Genomic DNA, 21,729 nt, shown 5'->3' with positions numbered 1-21,729 from the left:
CTATTTCAAGTTTATCTCTCTCTGTTAATCGTTACCCCTGACAACCTCGTTTGAATCGTCACAGCGAGGGCACCGGCCTAAAGCACATTGGCCTATCGGCTCATACAATGGGAGCAAGGAGAGTGGGTGCATTCATGAGCAATGGCAGTACGGTCGATATTCGCACAGCCATCTTTTTGGCTGCAGTCTGCGGGCAAACCTATATGCAATACAACAATAACGGCTATTTCCTTGTACCGGAATCCTATCGCGTCGTCGGCTCCTTCAACGCGTCTTCGTTCGCTGGCAACGATGAACCGTTCGGCTTCGTCATCGAATCGCCGCAAGCCGTCATTCTCGCTTTCCGCGGCACAAGCTCGCCAACGGATTGGGTGACGGATATGATCGCGCAGCAAACGACGTTCAAGCCGATCAGCAAGAAGAATGTAATGACGCATCGCGGCTTCACAGAGGTATACATGTCTGCACGCGACCAGATCTTCCGGCTGCTTGACCAAGTGCCAAGCGATAAGCCGCTCTTCGTCACCGGCCATAGCTTAGGCGGAGCGCTGGCGACGCTGGCATCACTTGATATCGCTGTGAACCGGAAGCCGGACTCCATCATTACGTATACATTCGGCTCGCCTAGAACGGGCGACCCCAGCTTCGTCCGTGCCTACAATGCAGCAGTCCCGGTCTCGTTCCGGATTCAGAACGAATTCGACGTCGTGCCTCATCTGCCGCCCCTTGTGTATCAATCACCGAAGACCGACAAGAGCTATTACTACTTGCATGTCAAAGAAGAGGTCAAACGCAGCTTTCGGAATGGGACGATCGGCGGCAACCATGTCATCAGCAGCTACTTCAATGATCTGGCACAGGATGCCCCTGGCTTCACAGCCGCGATCTGCTCCGGCCCTCCCGGCTGGTGCCCGCAGAAATAAGCGAAGCCGCCAAACTCGGCGGCTTTATACTATCATCTCACTTAAGCTTGACCGCCGCCGATTCAGCAATCCGGGCACGCTCCGCCTTCGTCATTCCTTTGAGCACCAGCTCATAAGAATGATCAATCATATCCAGCAGCTCTGGCACAGGGACAGACCCATCCAGAGCAATTGAGTTCCAATGCTTCTTGTTCAGATGATACCCGGGCGTTATCGCCTCATACTGCTGGCGTAAATTCTCCGCGATGACCGGATCGCATTTGAGCGAGATGCCCGATCCATCCCCGGAGATGAGAGCGAACATTTTGCCACCGGCTTTCATGACAAGCGGATCTGGGCCAAACGGATATTCCTTAATAGCTCCTGCCTTGGACAAGCAGTGTCCGATCAACGCTTCCATCTGTTAGCATTCCCCTTCCTGCACAAAAGTATAGTTTCGAAAAGCCGCAGCTTGTCCATAATAAGCGCCATCTTCATCATAGAGGTTCCAGACGATCGCTTCTTCGATACGAAATCTCCGTCCGCTGCTCGAAATGCGAATTCCATTGTAATCGTCTATGTAGCCTTGGCTCGCGACTGCTTCGAGGAATCGCTGCCGCTCGGCTTGAATCATCGGTTCCGCTGTATGCCGAGATTCGATTTGCGTGAACGCATCCCAATCCATCTCCCACAGCCTAAGCGCCGCGCGATTACCGTAATTCAGCACAGGGTCCGCCTGTGTCCCGTGAGAGAGCACAACAATCGGTGCTTCGAACAGCTGCGTTGCCGCCGATTCAGCATTTGTCTCCCCCTCCACGAGCGGCTTGCCCAGCAGCCGAAGATAGCTGTCCAGAATGATAGTTGCATGACGCTCCGAAGCGCCGACTCCATGTTTCTCCATCTCCGCTTACACTCCTTTAATATCAAAAAAAACTGAAGGCATAATCACCTTCAGCTTCTTGTTTGAACTATACGCCCATTTTCTTGCGCTGGTTGTTAACTTTTTTATGATTTTGGCTTTTCATTGTTTGTTGGTTGCCGCCTGGGCCATGCTTCTGTTTACCTGCACCATTCGCCTGCTCCTGCTTCTTCTGAGCCAGCTTCTGCTTTACAGCTTCTGCTAGGGAAACCTTCTTCGGCTCCTGCACTTCCGGCGTCGTCTCGTTCTCGGACATTAAGATCACCTCGTTAGTGTGTACTAGTTGTATTGTAGCGCTTTTTCCGACTTCTTTCCAGTAGCCCGAATGGTAATTTTCTACTGCAAAATAACTATTCCCGCAGCGCTTCCTTCAGCTTCGTGGACATGTTGTCCGCAGCGCCTGCACGCAGCATGCCGCGCGCCTTCGCAAGCTCTTGCGTTAGCCGCAGCTTATCCTTCCGCAGCGACTCAATTTCCTCATTCGCCAGCCGCAGCTGCTCCTGTAATGTTGTGATTGTATCCACTTTAGCTTTCCCTCCCTGCCATACTTCCACTGCCTCTATTGTAGCGCGATTCGCTTGCAAAATAAAACCCGGAGCGCCTTAGGCAAGGCACTCCGGGTTCCATCAAGCGAGCTTATTTCACGCTGACAGCGACTTTCTGCGTCGTAATAAGCGTGTTATTGCTGTATGCCTTCAGCACTACGTCAATCTTCTTGCCTTTGTACGGCGCGAAGTTGATGCTTGCCGTCCATGGCGAATCGGTTGCTGTGGCAACAAGCTTGCCGCCGATTTCGTAGGTCACCTTGCTAAGCGTTGGCGACCACGTCTTCATATAAGCGGAAATCTTCTGCGTCCCAGCAGTCACAGCCGAAGCCGTGTTCACCGGCTTATAAGCAACTGGTGATTCATCGCCGATGGTGCTGAGGTAGAACGGATTCGCCACCGACTTCTTGTAAGCGTTTAATAGCTTCTCATTCGCTGAGAGCATATAATATTTCATCCGAGTTGAGGATGCGGTTTGGTCATGGTTGCTGTCGAACCAGAACGCAGCTTTGACTTTCGGATAGAGCATTGGCAAGGTCGAGTAGAACTCTTTCATCTTATAAACAGCCCATGCCGTCTTGTCCTGCTGCTTCTCCGGATACATGTATGCAACGCCGCCTTCAGATATGAATACTGGCTTGCGCGCGGAGTACTTCTTATAAATAAAATCAAACTTCTCGAGGTGGCTCGAGCGGTCCTCGCCTTGTTTGAGCGGATCAAGCGTCGGGTTAAAGATCGAGTACAAGCTTACGCCAACCCAATCGACCGCATCATCGCCAGGATAGTAGCTCTCGATGCTGTATTCCGGCTGACGGTCCGGCGCCCATACCATAGCGACATTATTCGGCGCTTCTTGGTGGAACACTTTGGCAACAATTCTGAATTTCTCAATGTAAACCTTCGGATCCACGTGCCATGGCACCCAATCGCCGTTCATTTCGTTCGCGAAACGAAGGAACACCTTCACGCCGGAAGCTTCGATATCACGTGCCAGCTGGCGCAGATATTCATTGTCCTTCACTTCGTCCAGGCCTTTCAACGGCTGAACGCCAAGCTCAATCGCCGTGCCCGCAGCACGGGCGTGGTCGAGATGGCTCTTAATCGTGGACAATGGCTGACCGTATGTAAAATAAAACAAATACGCAGCGTGCTTCTTGCCCGTTAACTCCGGAAACTTCTCTGTGTAGAACGGTTTCGAAGTCGCTGCATTATGAACGGCTGGATCACGCTCCGCATAAGCACCGATGTATGCACCGTTCTTCGGCTCGAACTTCGCGCCATGCGTGTTGGATGTACCGACTTCAGATGCTTTCGTCTCTACGAACAGCTTCGCGGAGCTCCGCAGCATATCTGCTTTGCGCTTCGCGGCGATGCTAATCTGTGTCTGATTCGCTTTGCCGGAATATTCCGCTTCCTTATCCCAAGCTGCCACAGCATCGTCGTACTGCTTCATCTTCGCATAGTCGTTACCGACATAGCGGTACATATTCGCGGAATTGCCGTATTCCTTCTTATTCACAAACTCGGGAATGATTAGCTTATACTTGGCAATCGCTTCGGCATATTTCCCTTTCTGCTCGAGCGCTACCGCTTCCTTGTAGATCCCCCATACGTTCATTGCGTGCGCTTCATACGTGTGGAATGTTGTAAAAGCGACAATAATGGCAAACATTGCGAGTACTAGTTTTCTTGCGAAATTCAGCATGCTACCGTTGGTCTTCACTCTTTCGTTCCTCCATGATGATATCTTTTATGTATAGCTACGCAGAAATTTTACACCATTTTACAGCAACTAGGAAAGACATTTTTTAGCAGGATTTTCCTAATCACGCGATATATCGGCACAATGCAACAATATGCGACAACAGTTCGTCTTCATTGAGAGCATGACAAGAGATTGACGTACTTTGGTACCTGTCCCCAGTTGTAAAAGGATGTCAAGTGTCTATAATTGTTGTAGAAACGTAATTCGTAGGAGGCAAGGCTTTGAAAAAATTAATTGCAATTAGCACGGCCGTCGTCGGCGTTGCTGCCGCAGTCGTTATTTTATCCTCTCAAACTACCGTGTTTGGCGATCTGTTCAGCCATTCCGATGATAAGTCTCCAACTTCAGTAAGCAACAGTCAGCAAAATCATAATAACTCCGCTTCAACGAAGCCAACTGGCACGAAGGGCAATGATGCAGCCCAGTCGACGGATGACAAAGAAGTGACAGCAGCGTCTGCGTCCATGTCGAGCAGCCAGGCTGCTTTCCAGGCTTATATGCACGAGAATTCGCCTGCGTTAACCATTAAGAAGAACTCGGTTGGCAAGGACATCGTGACGAATATGAACAGCTCGCTCGTTCTCGTCAATAAGAAACGCGAGCTCGACTCGACCTATACGCCTAAGGATCTTGTCGTCGCGAAGGTTACTTTCTCTTTCTCAGGCACCAGTCCGAAACAGCAGCTTCGCGCGATAGCTGCGCAAGCGCTGGAGAATTTGTTCGCTGGCGCAAAGAAGGACGGTATTGAGCTGGCTGCCGTATCCGGCTATCGGTCCTATGGATCGCAGAAAACGATATTCGACAACTATGCCCGCGAGAACGGCGAAGACGAAGCGAATACATTCAGCGCGCACCCAGGCCAGAGCGAGCACCAGACTGGACTTGCGATGGACGTCTCGAGCAAGAGCGTTAACTATAACCTCGACGAGAGCTTCGGCGAGTCCAAGGAAGGCAAGTGGCTGGCGGCTCACGCGGCGGATTACGGCTTCATCATCCGTTATGAGAAGGGCAAGGAAGATCTGACCGGCTACATGTATGAGCCTTGGCATATCCGTTATGTCGGCGTGGCGGTTGCTCAGCAGGTTAAGAAGAATAATGAGACGCTGGAGCAGTTTCTGGCGAAGTTTTGATTGAAGTGAAACAAGTAAGGGACGAAAGAAGGCAGGGCCGAAAAAGCTAACCACCAGGACTGCTGCGGCAGCGGATGCGAAAAAGCTAACCACCCCAACTGCTACGGCAGCGGGACGGTTAGCTTTTTTTGATGTTTTCGCGTCTTGGCGACGCTTATTTATTGTTGTTGTCCAGCTTGCTGAACAGATCTTTAAACACGCTGTCGCGGTGAATATGTTCAACGCAGCGGATGAAGTGGCGATTGCGGTCGACGCTCCAGCGGAAGTCGGAGGACAGCACCGGGCTATGCACGAGCGTGCTCGGCGTCCATGCCTCGTTGTTCAGATAAGCGATTGTCGAGATGTCCCAGATAACCCGCGAGTAGCCGAAGTGGTCCGGGTGGCAGTTCTTGAACGTCTCGTACAAGTACTCGCCGATCGGCCCTTTATCACGAACGTAATCCTTGATCTCGGATAGCGTCGTCGACAGATGTGAAGCCACGCCGCCGCATGGAATAAGGACGAGCGGTACGCCGCTGTCCAGCACCGTACGGGACGCATGCAAATCTTGCGCGAGATTGAATTCCGTCGTATCTCGCCAGTGCAGCGCATGGCCGCCTAGCCAGACGACAACGATCTTCTCGATGATGCGCGGCTCCATCAGAATAGCAGAAGCGACATTCGTAATCGCGCCGATTGCGACCACATAGAGCGGATCATCGTCAGGCGCCGCCATCGCGCGCTCAACAAGGTTCCTTGCCGCTTCGCTCTCGACAGGCGCGCCCGCTTCAAGCAGGTAGCTCTCTGAACCGCGATAGACCGGCACACCTTCCATCTCCGGCAAAAGCGACGAGATACGCTTAAGCTCATTATAGCTTTTCTCCATGCCATCCTTCGGCCCTGTCGACAGGTCGTTGAAGAACGGCGCTGCGTAGAAGGCTTCTACAGTCATGTTCTCCGGCGATTTCATCGCATAAATCACCGCGAACTGGTCATCGATTTCGTTGTACGTGTCCGTATCGAGTACCATACGAATTGAGCGCTGCGGATGGGCTAAGCGCTGCAGCAGCTTCTGCTGAGATAATACAGGAAATACGCTCATATGCCGTTCAAATCCTCCTCGAAAATAAATGCTGCGTGCGTAATCACCCATATTGTACAACGAACAATCAGGCGTGTAATTGTACGTTTCGGCTGGATGTTTGTACGAATTGGGAGGGAGTGGGCAAATCGGAAAATGAACGGTCAACCACTCCCGCTTCGCAACAAATCCTTCTCAAACACTCCCGCTTCGCAGTCGAATGTTCTTCCGATCTCTGTTTTACTCGGATTCCTTGAACAACAAAGCCACCGTTGGAATCCGACTTAGGCGAACGCTGCCGCTTCTACAGAATCATTCGACCGCCCCGCTCTGGTTTGAACGAACACCTTCCAAACTCCTTCGCCACCCCACACTTACCACAAACAAGCTGAGAGCACATATGTGTGCTCTCAGCTCGGATTTTACGGATTTTCTCACGCGAGAGAACATATATGTTCTCTCAACACTAATATTCGCTCGTTTCCTGATGTCCGCGGCTCCGAGAGCACATATATGTGCTCTCAGCTCGGAATTTGAGGCTTTTCGCGCGCGAGAGAACGTATACGTTCTCTCAGCTCCAAAACCTGCTCGATCTCGTCTGAGGTTGGTCAACGGAAGCGGTTAGAGCCTCTCGGCGCGCAAATGCAGCACAGATGCTTGTTGAGAGCGGGAAAACCCTCTCTCAACATACCAAACAGCCAGCCAGAGCGGCAATTAGTCAACGGAAAGCGGCTAAAGCCTCTCTCGGCGCGCAAATGCAGCACAGATGCTTGTTGAGAGCGGGAAAACCCTCTCTCAACTCACCAAACAGCCAGCTAGAGCGGCAATTGGTCAACGGAAAGCGGCTAAAGCCTCTCTCGGCGCGCAAATGCAGCACAATTGCTTGTTGAGAGCGGGAAAACCCTCTCTCACTAACTGCTATCCATACAAAGCTCCATATACACAAAAACAGCCCTTGAGAGCATAGCTCCCAGGGCTGTTTCCGACTTTCGCACCACCAACGTAGCTTATTTTTGTACCGTCTTGTTGTAGATATTAATCTTCTCGGTAATTTGCTTCGCCGCATCGTCAAGCGCTGCCTTAACATCCTTCTTGCCAGTGAATACTTCCTCGATTGCACCTTCCACCGTTTGGCGAGCATCCGGGAATACCCCCATAACGGCGCCTTGGCTTGCCATGCTCGGCTTGGAAGCATGAAGCTGATCAACTGCTGTCTGGAATTGCGGATATTTCGCCAGGTTATCTTTGACGATCTGCTCGTCGTAAGCTTTGGTCGTGATCGGGAAGTAGCCTGTGTTGATGTGCCACTGCGCTTGAACAGCCGGCTCAGCCAGGTACTTGATGAATTCCCAAGCAGCCTTCTGTTCTTCATCGGACTTATTATTCAGAATCCACAAGCTCGCGCCGCCTACAACAACACCGCCATCGGTAGAACCGTCCGGCTTAGGCAGGAAGGCTGTACCCACTTCAAACTTGCCTGCTGCACCATCAACGATACCGCGCAATGAAGCCGTCGAATCCAGCGTCATAGCGACTTGGCCGGCGAGGAATGCTTTTTTGGTATCGTCCGTCTTGCGTCCAAGATTCAGAACAGACTTGTTGTCAATCATGCTCTTCCACCAAGTTAGCGTATTCACAGCTGCATCCTGGTTCACGAGCGATTCCGTAGCGGAGCTTTCGCGGCCGTTGCCGTTATTGACGAGGTCCTTGCCTTGATTAGCGAGCAGTTGCTCCACGAACCAGCCATAGATGGCAAAAGAACCACCTGTCACGCTGCCTTCGGTCAGTTTTTTGGCATCGTCAGCTACCTCTTGATAAGTGACAGGCGGCTTGTTCGGATCTAGACCGGCTTTTTTGAACAGGTCTTTGTTATAGTAAAGAATTGGATTGGATGTGTTAAAAGGCATGGAGTATTGCTTGCCGTCAAATGTGTAGTAGCTGCGAATATTCGGCTCCAGCGATGACACGTCATAGTTCTCCGCGTCGATGAACTGCTGCACCGGCGTAACCGCACCGGAATCGATCATGAATCTCGAACCGATCTCATACACCTGGATCAAGGAAGGACCAGACTTGGAGTCCATGGAAGCCTTGAGCTTGTTCAAGCTCTCGTCATAAGTGCCCTGGAAGACGCCTTCTACTTGAATATCCGGATGCTTGGCGTTGAAGTCACTGACCAGCTTGTCCGCAGCTTCGCCGAGCTCGCCGCTCATGGAATGCCACCATACAACTTTGACTGGCTCTTTGGCTGGTTCTGTGGTGTTCGCTGCGCCGGCATTGGCATTTGCACTTGCGGTGTTCTCCGTATTGGCAGCTGCGGTATTCGACGCCTGATCGGCGTTCTTGCCGCCATTGTCTGGATTTGATGCACATGCGGATAGAGGCAGAACGAGCATTGCCGCCACGGGCAATACCATTTTCCAATTGCTTTTAACCATGTTGATTTTCTCTCCCTTTCCTTTGTAAGGATATTTATCTATTGGTAAGTCCCGTAGGACGAGTACCCCAATCCATGAACGGCCGCGCCTATTAGCCTTTGACCGCGCCCGCTGTAATTCCACGGACAAGCGGCCTCAAGCCGAGCGCCAAAAGAACGAATGAAGGCACCAGAACGAGTGCCACGCCGCAAAGAACCAGATTCCAGCTCGTCAGCTCCTCAAACTGAAGCATCGCGATTCCGATCTGGACCGTTCGCATGGCATCGCTGCTCGTCGTGAGAAGCGGCCAGAGGTATTGGTTCCATCCGTTCAGAAACACATAAACGGCTAGCGAAGCAGCAGCGGGTCCCGATAACGGCAGCACGACGGAAACAAAGTGGCGGAAATGCCCGCAGCCGTCGATTCTCGCCGCCTCGAACAATGCGCGGGGCAGCTGCATGAAGAACTGCCGTAGCAGAAACACGCCGAATGCCGAGGCCGCGAACGGCACGATGAGCCCTTGGAAGGAATCGAGCCATCCCCAGCTTCTGACCGTGAGGTAGTTGGGAATGATCGTCACTTCCCACGGAATCATCATGGTGCTTATGAACAAGGCGAACCAGAAGCGGCTGCCGGTAAACCGGATGTAGACGAATGCGTAAGCAGCCAGAGCCGCCGTCAGCACCTGAAGTACCATGATCGCGGTCGCCAGAACAAAGCTGTTGAAGATAAAACCGAATATAGGCACGGTGTCGATCGCGTTCTTCAGCTCTCCGGTATAGAAGCCGGAAGGTAGCAGCTTAGGCGGATATTTGCTTACCTCGTCCGAAGTCATAAAGATCTGAGCAAGCAGATACAGCAGCGGTCCCAGCACGAGCAGCGACAGCAGAATAAGCAAGCCATAATGGCTGGATAACCGAATCGGATTACGCGGGTGATTCATTGCTTTCACTGGTAATGCACCTTCTTTCCAAGTACTAGGAACTGTACCGCTGTTAGAAGAAGCATCAGGACGAACAAGACGATAGCCTGCGCACTTCCGGTTCCGAACTGGTAATTGATGAACGCTTCCCGATAAATGGAGTACACCAGCACATCCGTGGATCCGGCTGGGCCGCCACGGGTGAGAATATTGATTTGCCCGAACGACTGAAAGGCGCTCATGATGGACACCACCGCAAGGAAGAATAGCGTCGGCGACAGCAGAGGCAGCTTGATGGAGAAGAAGGTTCTCCACATCGAAGCACCGTCGATCCGTGAGCTGTCCATGACATCATTGTCGAGTCCTTGAATAGCAGCCAGGAGCAGGACAAACGGAAATCCGGAGTTCATCCACACAGTCATAAGCGAGACGGAACCAAGCGCCACGGAGGGATCGGTCAGCCACTGGATCGGTCCAATGCCGATCTGTCCCAGCAGGTAGTTCAGCATGCCGAGCGATGGATGATACAGGATCATCCACAGGATGGATGCCGTTCCGACCGAGAGCGCCAGCGGAAGCGAGAAGATAAGGCGAAAGACCTTGCTCCCTTTGCCTGCAGAATGTACAAGGCTTGCGCATAGCAGGCCGAGAACAAGTCCACCCGGCACGGTCAGCAGCGTGAACTTGACCGTAATCCAAAGGCTGTTCCAGAAATCGGACGAATGCAACAACCGCGAATAGTTGCCCAATCCTTCGTAAGCGGCCACTCTTCCTCGGGGATCGGTAAGCTGAAAGCTCAAATAGACGGAACGGACCATCGGGTAAAATAAGAACAGGACGAATACAACTAGGCTAGGCGCAAGGAACAGATAACCTAACAGCTGCTCCTTCATTCGTCTTAACCTTCCTGCGGTACCTGAGGTTCTGGCCGAGATTGTGGAAGCTGATGACAAGACTTGACTAGACTTGTCCGAATAGAGGGATGAGTCCATATGGGATTGTAACCGCCTTTCCAAAGTTTTTTTGGCTGCACCCTAATTGGCGGATGTCACAATAACTACCATAACGATCGTTTGTAAGCCCGAGATCAGTATTTTATTAAGATTAGGAAAGGTGATAGCGCTTAAATTGAAAAAAGCCATTCCTTTCTAAAGATTCATTTACATTGCATATCCGAGGGGGACAGACTGTTCGAGAAGGCATATAATCTTGACAAAAGGGTTCGCCGAAAGGGTTTGTAACGGAGCTGGAGCCCGAGCCAGGAGGAAAAAAGGATGTCAGCAAAAATCGAGCAAGACGTCATGGTAAGCCGTCCAATCGTAATTGGGCATCGAGGAGCATCCGGCGAAGCGCCCGAGAATACATTGGCAAGCTTCGAGCTTGCAGCCGAACAAGGAAGCCAAATGGTAGAGCTCGATATTCATATGTCGGTGGACGGCAAGCTCATCGTCTGCCATGACGATACACTCGACCGGACGACGGACATCTCCGGAGCGATTCGTGCCCTGCATTCGGATGTCATCCGTGAGGCGGATGCGGGAAGCTGGTTCTCGTCTGCTTTTGCCGGGGAACGAGTTCCGTTTCTGGAGGAAGTCTACGACCTGCTCCCGAAGCACATCGAAATTAATGTTGAAGTCAAAGATTCCGGTGGAGCGCTTTTCGATGATATTCTGCTGCACTACCTGCGAGGCGACAATCGGCTGGATCGTACCGTCGTCTCCTCCTTCGACCACAAGCTGCTTCTGAGGCTGAAACAAGCTGAACCGGAGCTTCGCATTGGACTGCTATATGCGGCCGATCTGATTCATCATGCTTCATACGCAGCGCTGCTGGAGACGGAGGTCTGGTCCCTTCATCCGGAACATACCTTGATCGGGGCGGACGATGCTGAAGACGCATTAGTCGCCGGTCTGTGCATCTACCCTTACACGGCTAATCATCCCGCTGATTGGGATCGACTGATCTCCATTGGCGTGACAGGCATTATTACCGATTATCCGGCTCGTTTGATGGAACATCTCGAGCGATCTTAAGCGCATAGGGAAATCAAACAGCCTGCACGGTTGATCCGTGCAGGCTGTTTGAGCAATTCGCGGTTTTCCACATACATGAGAACATATTTCCGTGCTCACAACGGGCGAGACGGATTATCCGACTCGCGATCGACGAGGCAGTCGACTGAGAGCACATATATGTGCTCTCAGCTCCGAATTCGCGGATTTTCATGCACGAGAGAACACATACGTTCTCTCAGCACTAATAATCGCTCGTTACCTGGTATCCGCGGCTCCGAGAGCACATATGTGTGCTCTCAGCTCCGAAATCGCGGATTTTCACGTACGAGAGAACATATATGTTCTCTCGCGATTAAATCTCGTTGTCGGTTATAACGCAGTCAATCTCAGCTCAGAAACCGAAGATTTCTAGACGCGAGCCACATCGGCTCAATTCGAGCCGATACGATCCACTAGGCTCCCAGGCTCCCCTACTCCGCCACCGAACAAGGCCGGCCATTAATGTAGTACGCCGTCTCCTTGTACACCTTGAACGCGACTTCCACCTCAGCAACGCCTGCTTGTTGCAGATGGCGCGTCAACGCTGCGGCGAGCTTGTCCTGCACGTGCTGCCCGCGGTCGAACCAAGCGACTTCAACGAACGGGTACGTCTGCACGACCGCTCCTCCGAACACCGATACAACCGGCAGACAGTCCAGCGTAAAATTGTCTGTCCCGCACTCGCAAATTTGAGCCAACTCCTCGAGCAGCGCCTCGCTTACATGAACTAGCACTTCACTATTAACTCCTCGAACCGTCAATTGCGGCATAACATGAACCTCCATCTATCTATTCATAATCGTAGTGCTGCTCATCCTCAGCGATATTTTGCAAATCATGACCGGAGATCGTAATAATCCCATAATCCGGCGTCACCTCGGCATGTGCACGCGCGAGCTCGAGCAAATAACGCGGCGAGCCGTCCTGTTCCTCGTCATAGATGAGCAGCAGCCCGTCCGAGTTGTCCAGCAGGAAGCGGTCTCTCGCCTTGAACTGCCAAGGTCCCGCGTACTTCTGCTTGGAGACGCTGTTCACATAATCCGCGCCAGAGAGGATCTCACTGTACGTTGTTTTCTTCTGTTCATTCCAGTTCTCTTCTTGCTCAAGAAAAGGCGTGATGATCGCAAGTCGCAAGCTCTCGTAGCTCTTCTTCAGCTCGATCGTCACTTCCGCTGCCCACAGCTCGACGCCCCATCCGCCGCTGACGATGACCCATTCGAGTCCGTCCTCGACCAGTGCCGAAATCTGCTTCGTGAGCGCCTTCTTAATAATGGCGATGCCAGGGTGCTTCGCGGAGAAGATGCCTAGCTCTGTTGCCCGATAGCCACTGACTAATATTGTTTTCATTACACTTCGAACTCCTACATAGACGATAAGTTAAGGGTAGCATACGCCAAGCGAAAATACAGCATTAGCACCTTCACTCCCATGGAAAAAAGGGCACCGAGTCCCCTGCCGCAATCCAGCAGAAGACAAGTGTGCCCTCCCCCCTACTACAATCCAGCTTTCTACAGCTCGATCCCTTTCGGGTAATGCTCCTCTTGCTCAAGAACGACACTGCCATCGTCAAGACGAAGCTCGGTCACGAAGCCGCGCTCTCCTTGTTGCAGACGAATGATCCGTGCGCCGCGCGGGAATCCTTCGCGTCCGTACGTTTGATAACCAGTCGCTCTGCCATAGCAGAGACGGATGTCGTGCAGCGCACCCCAATAATCATTCACATGGTCATGTCCGCAGAATGTGCCTGCGACATCGCCCATCTCCATCATCGCCGCGAATAGCCCCGAATTGATCCGCGGGCTGGCAACGCCCTCATGCTTGCTGCCGAAGCACAGCTCCTTCTGCCACACCTCATCATATTCCGGAAGCGGAATATGGAAGAAAGCAAGAGCAGGCAGCGGCTCCCCGCCGTTCGCCTCGCGAAGAGCCTTAGATTGCGAAACGTACCATTCAATCTGGTCACGGTGAATCCATTCATAACCTTCCAGCTGAGGCAGCGTGGAATAGCTGCCGCTGTCGAACATATATAGCGCATGTTCCGGCTTATCGCTGCCATGCGCCTTGAGCAGAAGCACATAATTGCCTACGCCATGAATCTCCTCTGGACCAGCGCTGCTAAGGCAATGCTCATGCTCCAGCTGCACCTGCATAAGCTCATCCCGCGTCAACAGATGCTCCGTATCATGATTGCCGTATACGGCCGCCCAAGGGATGCCCCTCTCTTCCACCGGACGAACCGCGTCGCGCAGCGACTGCTTCTCATCGGTGCAATCTTTGCTATAAATCACATCGCCAGTAAATACAACAAGATCCGGAGACGTCTGATCCAGCACAAGCTCCATCAGCAGCTTCGTCAGCACATCGTCAGGCTCCCCATTCTGCCAGTGTAAGTCCGTGAATTGTACAATCGTAAAAGTGCCATCCTCGCGGTAATGCAATGATTGTTGCTTCGATTCTGCCATCCTACATCATCCCCCATGACCTGTTTAGAACACTAGAGCGATTCACCGCCGGATTCGATGCCGACGACGCCTTCAATCGATGCAAGCGATACGATAACTTCCTCGAACCGCTTCTTGTAATTCAGTTTCACTTGCAGCCTGACGATCAGCATTTCCGCATTATCGCCAGCGGCAGCTTGCTCATTCTCAACAATAATCTTGCTAATCTGAATGCCGAAGTGATGCAGCTCGGTTACGACATTGCTGAGACTCGCCGAATCCTTCGTCATTTTCAGAACGATATCCCGCTTGCTCTTCGCCCGCGAGAATTTCTTCTCAATCTTATTGAGCACGAATAGACTGACGACAACAAGGAAAGTAAGCACGGCCGAGCCATAATAAAACCCCGCTCCGACCGTCAGCCCAATCGCTGCCACGACCCAGAGGGAAGCCGCAGTCGTAAGCCCTGACACCGTGATCCCCGTTCGCAGAATGGTGCCTGCCCCGAGGAAGCCGATGCCGCTAACCACTTGGGCCGCTAAGCGCGAAGGGTCCAGCCTTACATTCGGATCGGCAGCAAACTCCGAGAATCCATACATAGATAGCAAGACAATGGCTGCTGAACCTACGCAAACAAGAATATGCGTCCGAAATCCAGCAGAATGGCCGCCAAACTCGCGTTCGAGCCCAATCAGCCCGCCAAGCGCGAGCGCAAGCACGAGCCGAAGCGTCAATTCCAGATTGCTGATATGCCATATACTTGGATCAAACACCTGTGTGACGGTTTGCGCCATCTTACATCAATCCTTTTTGACTAGAGTGGTGTCACTCACTTATGCAAAATTAGCCTCAAACCACTCGTAACCGAAGCCGACATGGTCGGGACGGTGCGAGTCCGATCCATAGACGAGAGTAATGCCGCGCGACGCGCATTCTGCCATAAACCATCCTGGAACGTAAGGCTTGCCGCATGTTGCTACGCGCAACCCTGCTGTATTCACATCAATGCCGACTCCGCCCTGCTCAAGCTTCGGCAAGATAGCGGTCAGTCTGCTTCTAATCTGCGCCTCATCAATAGTTGGCAGCTTCAGCGAGAACTTCTCGATTAAATTAATATGGCCGATCCGTTTGCGCATCGGCAGCTTCGAAGCGAATTCGATTGCCAGCTCCACATGATTGTAATACTCATCGACGACCTTCTCCATCGAACCGTAATACGAGAGCAGATTCTCTGCAAAATCATCCGCTGTAAAATCAATACAACGCATACCGCCCTTGCCCTGCAAATAGTGAACGGAGTAAACGACGTCCTCCAGTTCCTTCTCATAGCGGTCTACGATCGCTTCCGTAAATGATAGATTTCCATGCAAGTAATCAAGCTCCAGCCCAACTCCGATGTCGATGCGGCCCTCGTACTTCTGCTTGATGGATTTAGCATAATCCATGTACAGGGGCAGTTCATCGCTAGGCATCGCAAGCTCCCGCATCAGCTTCTCATCGGCTACCCAATTCACCGGCAGCGGCGGGTGCTCCGTAATGGAATAACGCTGGAAACCAAGCTCGATCGCGCGATCGACATACAGCTCCTCTTCAGCATCGTTGCCGTGATAGCAAAATTTCGTGTGCGTGTGTCCATCCCATTTGATCGGCGGTTTCATCGTAATCTCCTCTTCTCCTTTACACATTCTTCAAAGGTGGCGTAATATCCCAAGTATACCACCGCTCCATGAGCCTTCAACTAAATGTTTGCGCCTTCACGAAACTGTATCTTTCAACCAACCATATTTTTGATATAATGAAATTTGTTCATTTCGGATATTCTAATACAATCCTTGAGATGAAAGTGAATTTTTACCTTATACGGTGAAGAAAAGAGGATGAGGATTACTCCATGATTAGCCGATTTAAACGGTTTTTAATCGGGCGTCCAATGAAAAGCGCAGAATTGGAAGGAGAAAGGCTTAGCAAACTGAAGGCGCTTGCCGTGCTATCGTCCGACGCCTTGTCGTCGGTTGCATACGGCACCGAGCAGATTTTGCTTGTCTTGATTGCAGCGGGCTTCGCAGCCGTCTGGTACTCCATTCCGATCTCCATCGCGGTTCTCGGACTGCTGCTCGTACTTATCATATCGTACCGCCAAACGATCTACGCCTACCCGAAGGGCGGCGGGGCCTATATTGTCGCCAAAGATAATTTAGGCGTCTCGACGGGACTGCTCGCAGGCGGCTCCCTGCTTGTCGACTACATCCTGACTGTTGCCGTAAGCTCCTCGGCAGGAACGGATGCGATCACGTCGGCATTCCCTTCGCTGCATGATCACCGGGTGTTCATCGCGCTAATCATGATCGTGTTCCTCACAATCATGAACCTGCGGGGGATCGGAGAATCGGCTTCGGTGCTCGCTTATCCCGTCTATCTGTTTGTCATCGCGGTGTTCGTCCTCATTATCGCGGGCGTATTTAAAGTCATCATATACGGTGTTCATTCCGATATACCGGAGATCGGCGCAGCCGTGTCGAATATAAGTTTGTTCATGCTGCTCAAGGCATTCAGCTCCGGCTGTTCGGCGCTCACCGGCGTCGAGGCCGTGTCGAACGCCATTCCGAACTTCAAGAAGCCGGAAGAGCGCAACGCTGCGGTTACGCTCATTATGATGGGCACGATTCTCGGCGCGATGTTTATCGGCATCAGCTTGCTCGCTTACTGGTACGGCATTGTACCGAACGAGAAGGAAACCGTCGTCTCCCAAATCGCCAATGCGACCTTCGGACGCGGTCTGATCTACTACGCGATTCAAGCCATTACTGCTCTAATTCTGTTCTTAGCGGCGAACACGGCGTACTCCGCATTCCCGCTGCTTGCCTTCATGCTGGCGAAGGACAAATATATGCCGAACGCCTTCAAAGTGCGCGGCGACCGTCTTGGTTTCTCGAACGGTATTATTTTTCTAGGCGTATTCTCGGCACTGCTTGTCGTGCTGTTCCACGGTGACACGGAGAACCTGATTCCGCTCTACGCGGTCGGCGTATTCATTCCGTTCACGTTGTCTCAGCTTGGCATGATGATTCGCTGGATTCGCCTGAAGCCGGCGAAATGGGTTCTCGGCCTGTGCGTCAACACGATCGGGATGCTGACAACGCTAATCATTACGCTGATCTTCATCTTCACGAAGTTTAGCCAGATCTGGATGGTCTTCATCTTCTTGCCGATCGTAATCTTGTGCTTCTTCAAAATCAACCGTCACTACCAGAATACAGCCGACGAGCTGCGAGTGAACATTGATAAAGAAAAGCCAGCGATTAAAGGCAGTACGATCGTCGTGCCGGTTGCCGGCATTACACAAGTCGTTCTCCAATCGATCAGCTATGCCAAATCGCTGACGGACAACGTCGTAGCCGTCTATGTCGGCTTTGACGAAGAAGAGATCGAACGCCTCGAGCGCAAATGGGAAGAGTGGGACCCAGGCGTTCGTCTGATCGTCCTGCGCTCCAGCTACCGCAGCATTATCCGTCCGCTGGTCCGCTTCATCGAGACGGTGGAATGGAAGACGCAAGAGTCGGACCATATCACGGTCTTGATTCCGCAGTTCATCACTAGACATTGGTGGCATAACATCCTGCATAACCAATCCAGCTTGCTGCTACGGGCGTACCTGTTCACGCAGAAGGACGTCGTTATCGCGACAGTGCCATATCGTTTGCACAAATAAATTGAGAGAAAGCCGCCCTTAGCTGGGCGGCTTTTTTGTGTGCCAGACGTTGAAAGACGGAAGCATATGACTGAAGTGAAGGTATAGCTGGCCGCTAACCGTTCAACGCCAACAGATCCATGAACGCAGGCACGGTCATCGCCTCAAGCTGCTTGCGATCCTTGCACACGTCAATAATACGCTGCGCCTGATCGGCGTCATATCTTGTCGCCAAGTTCGCCTCGAACTTCTGAATGAGCAGCGGAATACCTTCGCCTCTACGGCGCTTATGGCCAAGTGGATATTCCGTCGCAACCTCTTCTGTCGCGCTGCCGTCCTTGAAGAGCACCTGCACGCTGCTCGCAATCGAACGTTTCTCCGGATCGAGATAGTCAACCGAATACGGCTCGTGCTCCGTCACGTCCATCAAGCTGCGCAGCCGGTCGATGCGCGGATCTGCGGCGGCTTCGTCCTCGTAATGATCCGCCGTCAAATGGCCATGCAGCAGCCCCACAGCAGTCATATATTGCAGGCAATGATCGCGGTCAGCCGGATTATGCAGCGGCCCCTTCTTGTCGATAATGCGGATTGCGGACTCATGCGTCCGAATACGGATGCTCGCGATATCGTCTAGTCGGCCTGCGACCTCCGGATGCAGATGGATCGCGCTCTCCACCGCCGTTTGTGCGTGGAACTCGGCGGGGAAGGATATTTTGAATAGTACATTCTCCATGACGTAGGCGCCGTATGTACGGCTAAATTGAAACGGCTTGCTTTTGAAAGATACATCGTAGAATCCCCATCCTTTCGCCGATAGCGCCGATGGATACCCCATCTCCCCGCGCAGCACGATGAACGCAAGCCGAAGCGCGCGGCTTGTCGCGTCGCCTGCTGCCCAAGACTTGCGGGAGCCGGTATTCGGCGCATGTCTATATGTGCGCAGCGCCTGACCGTCCAGCCAAGCGTGCGAGAGCGCATTGATGATGTCTGTCTTGCTGCCTCCAAGCAGTCCGGTAGCAACGGCAGTCGATGCAACTTTGACGAGCACAACGTGATCGAGTCCGACACGATTGAAGCTGTTCTCGAGCGCCAACACGCCTTGCAGCTCATGCGCCTTGATCATCGCTGTCAGCACATCGAGCATCGTAAACGCCGGCTCCCCGGCAGCAAGGCGATGCCTGCTTGTATAGTCCGCCGCCGCTAGAATAGCTCCAAGATTATCGGATGGATGCCCCCACTCCGCCGCCAGCCAAGTATCGTTATAATCGAGCCATCTGATCATGCAGCCGATGTTGAACGCCGCCGTTACCGGATCAAGCCGGTAGCCGGTGCCTGGGACAGGAACGCCGCCAGCTAGCTCCGCGCCGGGTACGATTGGGCCGAGCAGCTTCGTGCAGGCGGGATATTTTAAAGCCAGAATGCCGCATCCGAGCGTATCCATCAGACAATAACGTGCTGTCTCGTAAGCAAGGTCACTCTCAATGACAGCGCTTGTCACATAATCAGCCATATCGACGAGCACTTGGTCCGGTTCGGGCCGCATGTTGTCCCCGCTATGACCTGTTCCATGTCCGTGTCCCACGAAGAGCACCTCGATTCTTTATCTAAAATCGCACATGCACATCGGACCACGGCTGGTTATCAGGTCCGACATACGCCGCCGACGGACGAATAAGACGGTTATTAAGCCGCTGTTCGATAACATGGGCGGTCCAGCCCGTTATGCGGGAGATGACGAAGATCGGCGTAAACATCGGCGTGGGGACACCCATGAAGTGATACGCGGAAGCGCTGTAGAAATCAAGGTTCGGGAACAGCCCTTTCTCCTGCCGCATCACGCCTTCAATCGCTTCGGAAATCGCGTATAGCTGACCGTCCTGCGCCCAGAGCGAGAGCGTCTCCGACCATTTCTTAATAATGTCGGAACGCGGATCAGACACGGTGTACACGCGGTGGCCGAAGCCCATAATGAGCTGCTTCGCTGCAAGCCGCGAACGCGTGCCGGCCTCTGCTTCTTCCGGCGTCTCGAAGGAGGTGATCAGCTCCATCACCGCTTCGTTCGCGCCGCCATGCAGGTTGCCGCGCAGCGTACCGATGCCTGTCGCGATGCACGAATGGTAGTTCGAAAGTGTCGAAGCGGTTACTCGTGCCGCGAACGTCGATGCATTGAACTCATGCTCGGCATAGAGAACAAGCGATACGTCGAAGACGCGAATCGCTGCGAGCTCGGCGTCGCGACCATGCAGCAGATAAAGGAAATGACCGGCAACGCTGTAATTGTTGAAGTCGTAGTCTTGTGATTCGGGAGAGGAAGGCACGGATAGCGATGCGTCAGCTTGCTGCTGCTGCACCTCAACGGCTTGAGGGTCATCTTCGGCGGTATCTGCCGTAATGACGAGAGCCGCTGGCTTCTCCGCTGCTGCTTCTTGCCGAGAATCGGCTGGGACAGCGGCGTTCCCCAGCGTTCCACGGTGATAATGATACCAATGCAGCAGCATCGGACCTGTGAGTGCAATGAGCCGGTCCGCGAGATCGGCAGCCGTTCGTGCATCGGTCTCAGGTTCCATGGTGCCAAGCGAGGTGCAGCCGACCTGCAGCACCTCCATCGGATGCGCATCCGGTGGAAGCAGCTCCAGTATGCGCTTCAGCGTCTCCGGCAAGACGCTTGCGACCGCCAGCTTACGCCGGTAGCCCGCAAGCTCATCAACATTTGGCAACTTGCCATGAATGAGCAGATACGCCGTCTCCTCGAAGCTGCCGTGCTCTGCCAAATCTTCAATTGAGTAGCCGCGGTACGTTAAGCCTCGGCCGTCTTTTCCAACGGTACTGATTGCTGTGGAACCTGCCTCAATGCCAGCCAAGCCTCCGGGCTTCTTCACAGCCATCGTTCACTCCCCCTCATCCGGCTCGTCAACTTGCGCGAACAGCGCATCCAGCTTACGCTCATACTCGTAGTAGCCTAAGTACCGGTACAGCTCCTCTCTCGTCTGCATATCGCCAAGCACGCTTGCCTGCGTTCCTTGCGTCCGAAGCGCGGTATAAACCTTCAGCGCTGCCGCATTCATCGCCCGGAAGGCCGAGAGCGGATAGAGCACCATGGATACGCCTGCGCCAGCAAGCTCTTCCACCGTGAACAGCGGTGTCTTCCCGAACTCGGTAATGTTCGCGAGCACCGGCACATTCACTTGCGAGATGAAGGCTGCATAATCTGCCAAGCTGCCGGCCGCCTCGAGAAAAATCATATCCGCCCCCGATTCAACATAAGCGAGCGCTCTTGCAACTGCCCCTTCCATCCCTTCCGAAGCGAGCGCATCCGTGCGCGCCATCAGCACAAAATCCGTATCGCTCTTCGCGTCCGCCGCTGCCTTGATGCGATCCGACATCTCTGCCGTGCTCACGATCGCTTTGTTCGGCCGATGCCCGCAGCGCTTGGCGGCGACCTGATCTTCAATATGGATACCCGCAGCACCGGCGCGAATCATCTCCCGCACCGTCCGGGCGATATTGAATGCCGAGCCGAAGCCAGTATCCGCATCAACGAGCAGCGGCAGATCAACCGCCGCGCTAATGCGCCGTACATCCTCCAGCACGTCCCCCTGCGTCGTGATGCCAAGATCGGGCAGGCCGAAGGAGGCATTCGCCACCCCCGCCCCCGATACATAGAGCGCGCGAAACCCAGCCGATTGCGCAAGTATCGCCGAATAGGCGTTGATCGCGCCGGCGATTTGCAGCGGCTTCTCCTGCTGCAGCGCCTCGCGGAACCGTCGGCCCGGCGAGTCTCGATTCCCCATCCCCATAGCCGGCTTCACTCCTCTCGTGAGCGAGCTGTTGCTCGCAGCTTCTTGCTGAGGGCTTTGGCTGAAGGCTTCAACCTCAAAGCCCAGCT

General features: G+C 53.1%; 21 protein-coding genes. 4 read left to right on the top strand and 17 right to left on the bottom strand.

Going from position 1 to position 21,729, the window contains the following annotated elements; genetic code table 11:
* Window positions 1-134: 134 nt before the first annotated feature.
* Complete coding sequence (locus tag AC0YNX_RS24555; protein ID WP_475818327.1) at window positions 135-923, top strand: lipase family protein; 789 nt, start codon at window positions 135-137, stop codon at window positions 921-923.
* A gap of 37 nt (window positions 924-960) precedes the next feature.
* Here AC0YNX_RS24555 and AC0YNX_RS24550 read toward each other — a convergent pair whose 3' ends face one another.
* The 5 genes from AC0YNX_RS24550 to AC0YNX_RS24530 all read right to left on the bottom strand — a co-directional run bounded on the left by AC0YNX_RS24550 (window position 961) and on the right by AC0YNX_RS24530 (window position 4,089).
* On the bottom strand, window positions 961-1,323 hold the full coding sequence (locus AC0YNX_RS24550; RefSeq protein WP_475818326.1) for an MmcQ/YjbR family DNA-binding protein: 363 nt from the start codon (window positions 1,321-1,323) through the stop codon (window positions 961-963).
* 3 nt (window positions 1,324-1,326) lie between these two features.
* Complete coding sequence (locus AC0YNX_RS24545; RefSeq protein WP_475818325.1) at window positions 1,327-1,803, bottom strand: MEKHLA domain-containing protein; 477 nt, start codon at window positions 1,801-1,803, stop codon at window positions 1,327-1,329.
* A 67-nt stretch (window positions 1,804-1,870) separates the two neighbouring features.
* Window positions 1,871-2,077, bottom strand: coding sequence for a hypothetical protein (locus AC0YNX_RS24540; RefSeq protein ID WP_126014522.1), 207 nt, complete (start codon window positions 2,075-2,077; stop codon window positions 1,871-1,873).
* Between the two features lie 94 nt (window positions 2,078-2,171).
* Window positions 2,172-2,345: a hypothetical protein gene (locus AC0YNX_RS24535; protein ID WP_475818324.1), complete on the bottom strand. Its 174-nt coding sequence runs from the start codon at window positions 2,343-2,345 to the stop codon at window positions 2,172-2,174.
* A 112-nt stretch (window positions 2,346-2,457) separates the two neighbouring features.
* Window positions 2,458-4,089 (bottom strand): glycosyl hydrolase, encoded by a 1,632-nt coding sequence (locus AC0YNX_RS24530; protein ID WP_475818323.1) that lies wholly within the window; start codon window positions 4,087-4,089, stop codon window positions 2,458-2,460.
* Window positions 4,090-4,352: 263 nt separating this feature from the next.
* Between AC0YNX_RS24530 and AC0YNX_RS24525 the strand changes: the two genes are divergently transcribed.
* The gene (locus AC0YNX_RS24525; protein ID WP_475818322.1) at window positions 4,353-5,261 is read left to right on the top strand and encodes a M15 family metallopeptidase; all 909 of its coding nucleotides are present in this window, start codon (window positions 4,353-4,355) and stop codon (window positions 5,259-5,261) included.
* A gap of 154 nt (window positions 5,262-5,415) precedes the next feature.
* On the opposite strand, the gene AC0YNX_RS24520 is transcribed toward AC0YNX_RS24525, so the two are convergent.
* The 4 genes from AC0YNX_RS24520 to AC0YNX_RS24505 form a co-directional block, all read right to left on the bottom strand.
* The gene (locus AC0YNX_RS24520) at window positions 5,416-6,342 is read right to left on the bottom strand and encodes a nucleoside hydrolase (protein WP_475818321.1); all 927 of its coding nucleotides are present in this window, start codon (window positions 6,340-6,342) and stop codon (window positions 5,416-5,418) included.
* Window positions 6,343-7,328: 986 nt separating this feature from the next.
* Entirely contained in the window at window positions 7,329-8,759 is a 1,431-nt protein-coding gene (locus AC0YNX_RS24515) for an ABC transporter substrate-binding protein (RefSeq protein ID WP_475818320.1), read from the bottom strand.
* Window positions 8,760-8,850: 91 nt separating this feature from the next.
* The gene (locus AC0YNX_RS24510; protein WP_475818528.1) at window positions 8,851-9,681 is read right to left on the bottom strand and encodes a carbohydrate ABC transporter permease; all 831 of its coding nucleotides are present in this window, start codon (window positions 9,679-9,681) and stop codon (window positions 8,851-8,853) included.
* Window positions 9,682-9,686: 5 nt separating this feature from the next.
* Complete coding sequence (locus AC0YNX_RS24505) at window positions 9,687-10,652, bottom strand: carbohydrate ABC transporter permease (protein ID WP_475818319.1); 966 nt, start codon at window positions 10,650-10,652, stop codon at window positions 9,687-9,689.
* 282 nt (window positions 10,653-10,934) lie between these two features.
* Here AC0YNX_RS24505 and AC0YNX_RS24500 point away from each other — a divergent pair, with 282 nt between their 5' ends.
* On the top strand, window positions 10,935-11,693 hold the full coding sequence (locus AC0YNX_RS24500; RefSeq protein WP_475818318.1) for a glycerophosphodiester phosphodiesterase: 759 nt from the start codon (window positions 10,935-10,937) through the stop codon (window positions 11,691-11,693).
* 452 nt (window positions 11,694-12,145) lie between these two features.
* On the opposite strand, the gene AC0YNX_RS24495 is transcribed toward AC0YNX_RS24500, so the two are convergent.
* The 5 genes from AC0YNX_RS24495 to hisJ all read right to left on the bottom strand — a co-directional run bounded on the left by AC0YNX_RS24495 (window position 12,146) and on the right by hisJ (window position 15,840).
* The gene (locus AC0YNX_RS24495) at window positions 12,146-12,484 is read right to left on the bottom strand and encodes a DUF1904 family protein (RefSeq protein WP_475818317.1); all 339 of its coding nucleotides are present in this window, start codon (window positions 12,482-12,484) and stop codon (window positions 12,146-12,148) included.
* 19 nt (window positions 12,485-12,503) lie between these two features.
* Window positions 12,504-13,061 (bottom strand): SLOG family protein, encoded by a 558-nt coding sequence (locus AC0YNX_RS24490; RefSeq protein WP_475818316.1) that lies wholly within the window; start codon window positions 13,059-13,061, stop codon window positions 12,504-12,506.
* Window positions 13,062-13,222: 161 nt separating this feature from the next.
* The gene (locus tag AC0YNX_RS24485; protein ID WP_475818315.1) at window positions 13,223-14,176 is read right to left on the bottom strand and encodes a metallophosphoesterase family protein; all 954 of its coding nucleotides are present in this window, start codon (window positions 14,174-14,176) and stop codon (window positions 13,223-13,225) included.
* Window positions 14,177-14,208: 32 nt separating this feature from the next.
* The gene (locus AC0YNX_RS24480; protein ID WP_475818314.1) at window positions 14,209-14,949 is read right to left on the bottom strand and encodes an MgtC/SapB family protein; all 741 of its coding nucleotides are present in this window, start codon (window positions 14,947-14,949) and stop codon (window positions 14,209-14,211) included.
* A 39-nt stretch (window positions 14,950-14,988) separates the two neighbouring features.
* Window positions 14,989-15,840, bottom strand: a complete 852-nt coding sequence (gene hisJ / locus AC0YNX_RS24475) for a histidinol-phosphatase HisJ (protein ID WP_475818313.1) — start codon at window positions 15,838-15,840, stop codon at window positions 14,989-14,991.
* A gap of 206 nt (window positions 15,841-16,046) precedes the next feature.
* On the opposite strand from hisJ, the gene AC0YNX_RS24470 reads away from it, so the two are divergent.
* Window positions 16,047-17,864, top strand: coding sequence for an APC family permease (locus AC0YNX_RS24470; RefSeq protein ID WP_475818312.1), 1,818 nt, complete (start codon window positions 16,047-16,049; stop codon window positions 17,862-17,864).
* Between the two features lie 94 nt (window positions 17,865-17,958).
* Here AC0YNX_RS24470 and AC0YNX_RS24465 read toward each other — a convergent pair whose 3' ends face one another.
* The 3 genes from AC0YNX_RS24465 to prpB all read right to left on the bottom strand — a co-directional run bounded on the left by AC0YNX_RS24465 (window position 17,959) and on the right by prpB (window position 21,640).
* A complete protein-coding gene (locus AC0YNX_RS24465; RefSeq protein WP_475818527.1) occupies window positions 17,959-19,386 on the bottom strand; it encodes a bifunctional 2-methylcitrate dehydratase/aconitate hydratase in 1,428 nt (475 codons plus the stop codon).
* A gap of 61 nt (window positions 19,387-19,447) precedes the next feature.
* Window positions 19,448-20,728, bottom strand: a complete 1,281-nt coding sequence (locus tag AC0YNX_RS24460) for a citrate/2-methylcitrate synthase (RefSeq protein ID WP_475818311.1) — start codon at window positions 20,726-20,728, stop codon at window positions 19,448-19,450.
* A gap of 3 nt (window positions 20,729-20,731) precedes the next feature.
* Window positions 20,732-21,640, bottom strand: coding sequence for a methylisocitrate lyase (gene prpB / locus AC0YNX_RS24455; protein WP_475818310.1), 909 nt, complete (start codon window positions 21,638-21,640; stop codon window positions 20,732-20,734).
* Between the last annotated feature and the right edge of the window lie 89 nt (window positions 21,641-21,729).

Source organism: Paenibacillus sp. J31R98 (assembly GCF_056269245.1).
Note: the sequence above shows the minus strand (reverse complement) of the source record. Positions and strands in the feature narration are given on the sequence as shown.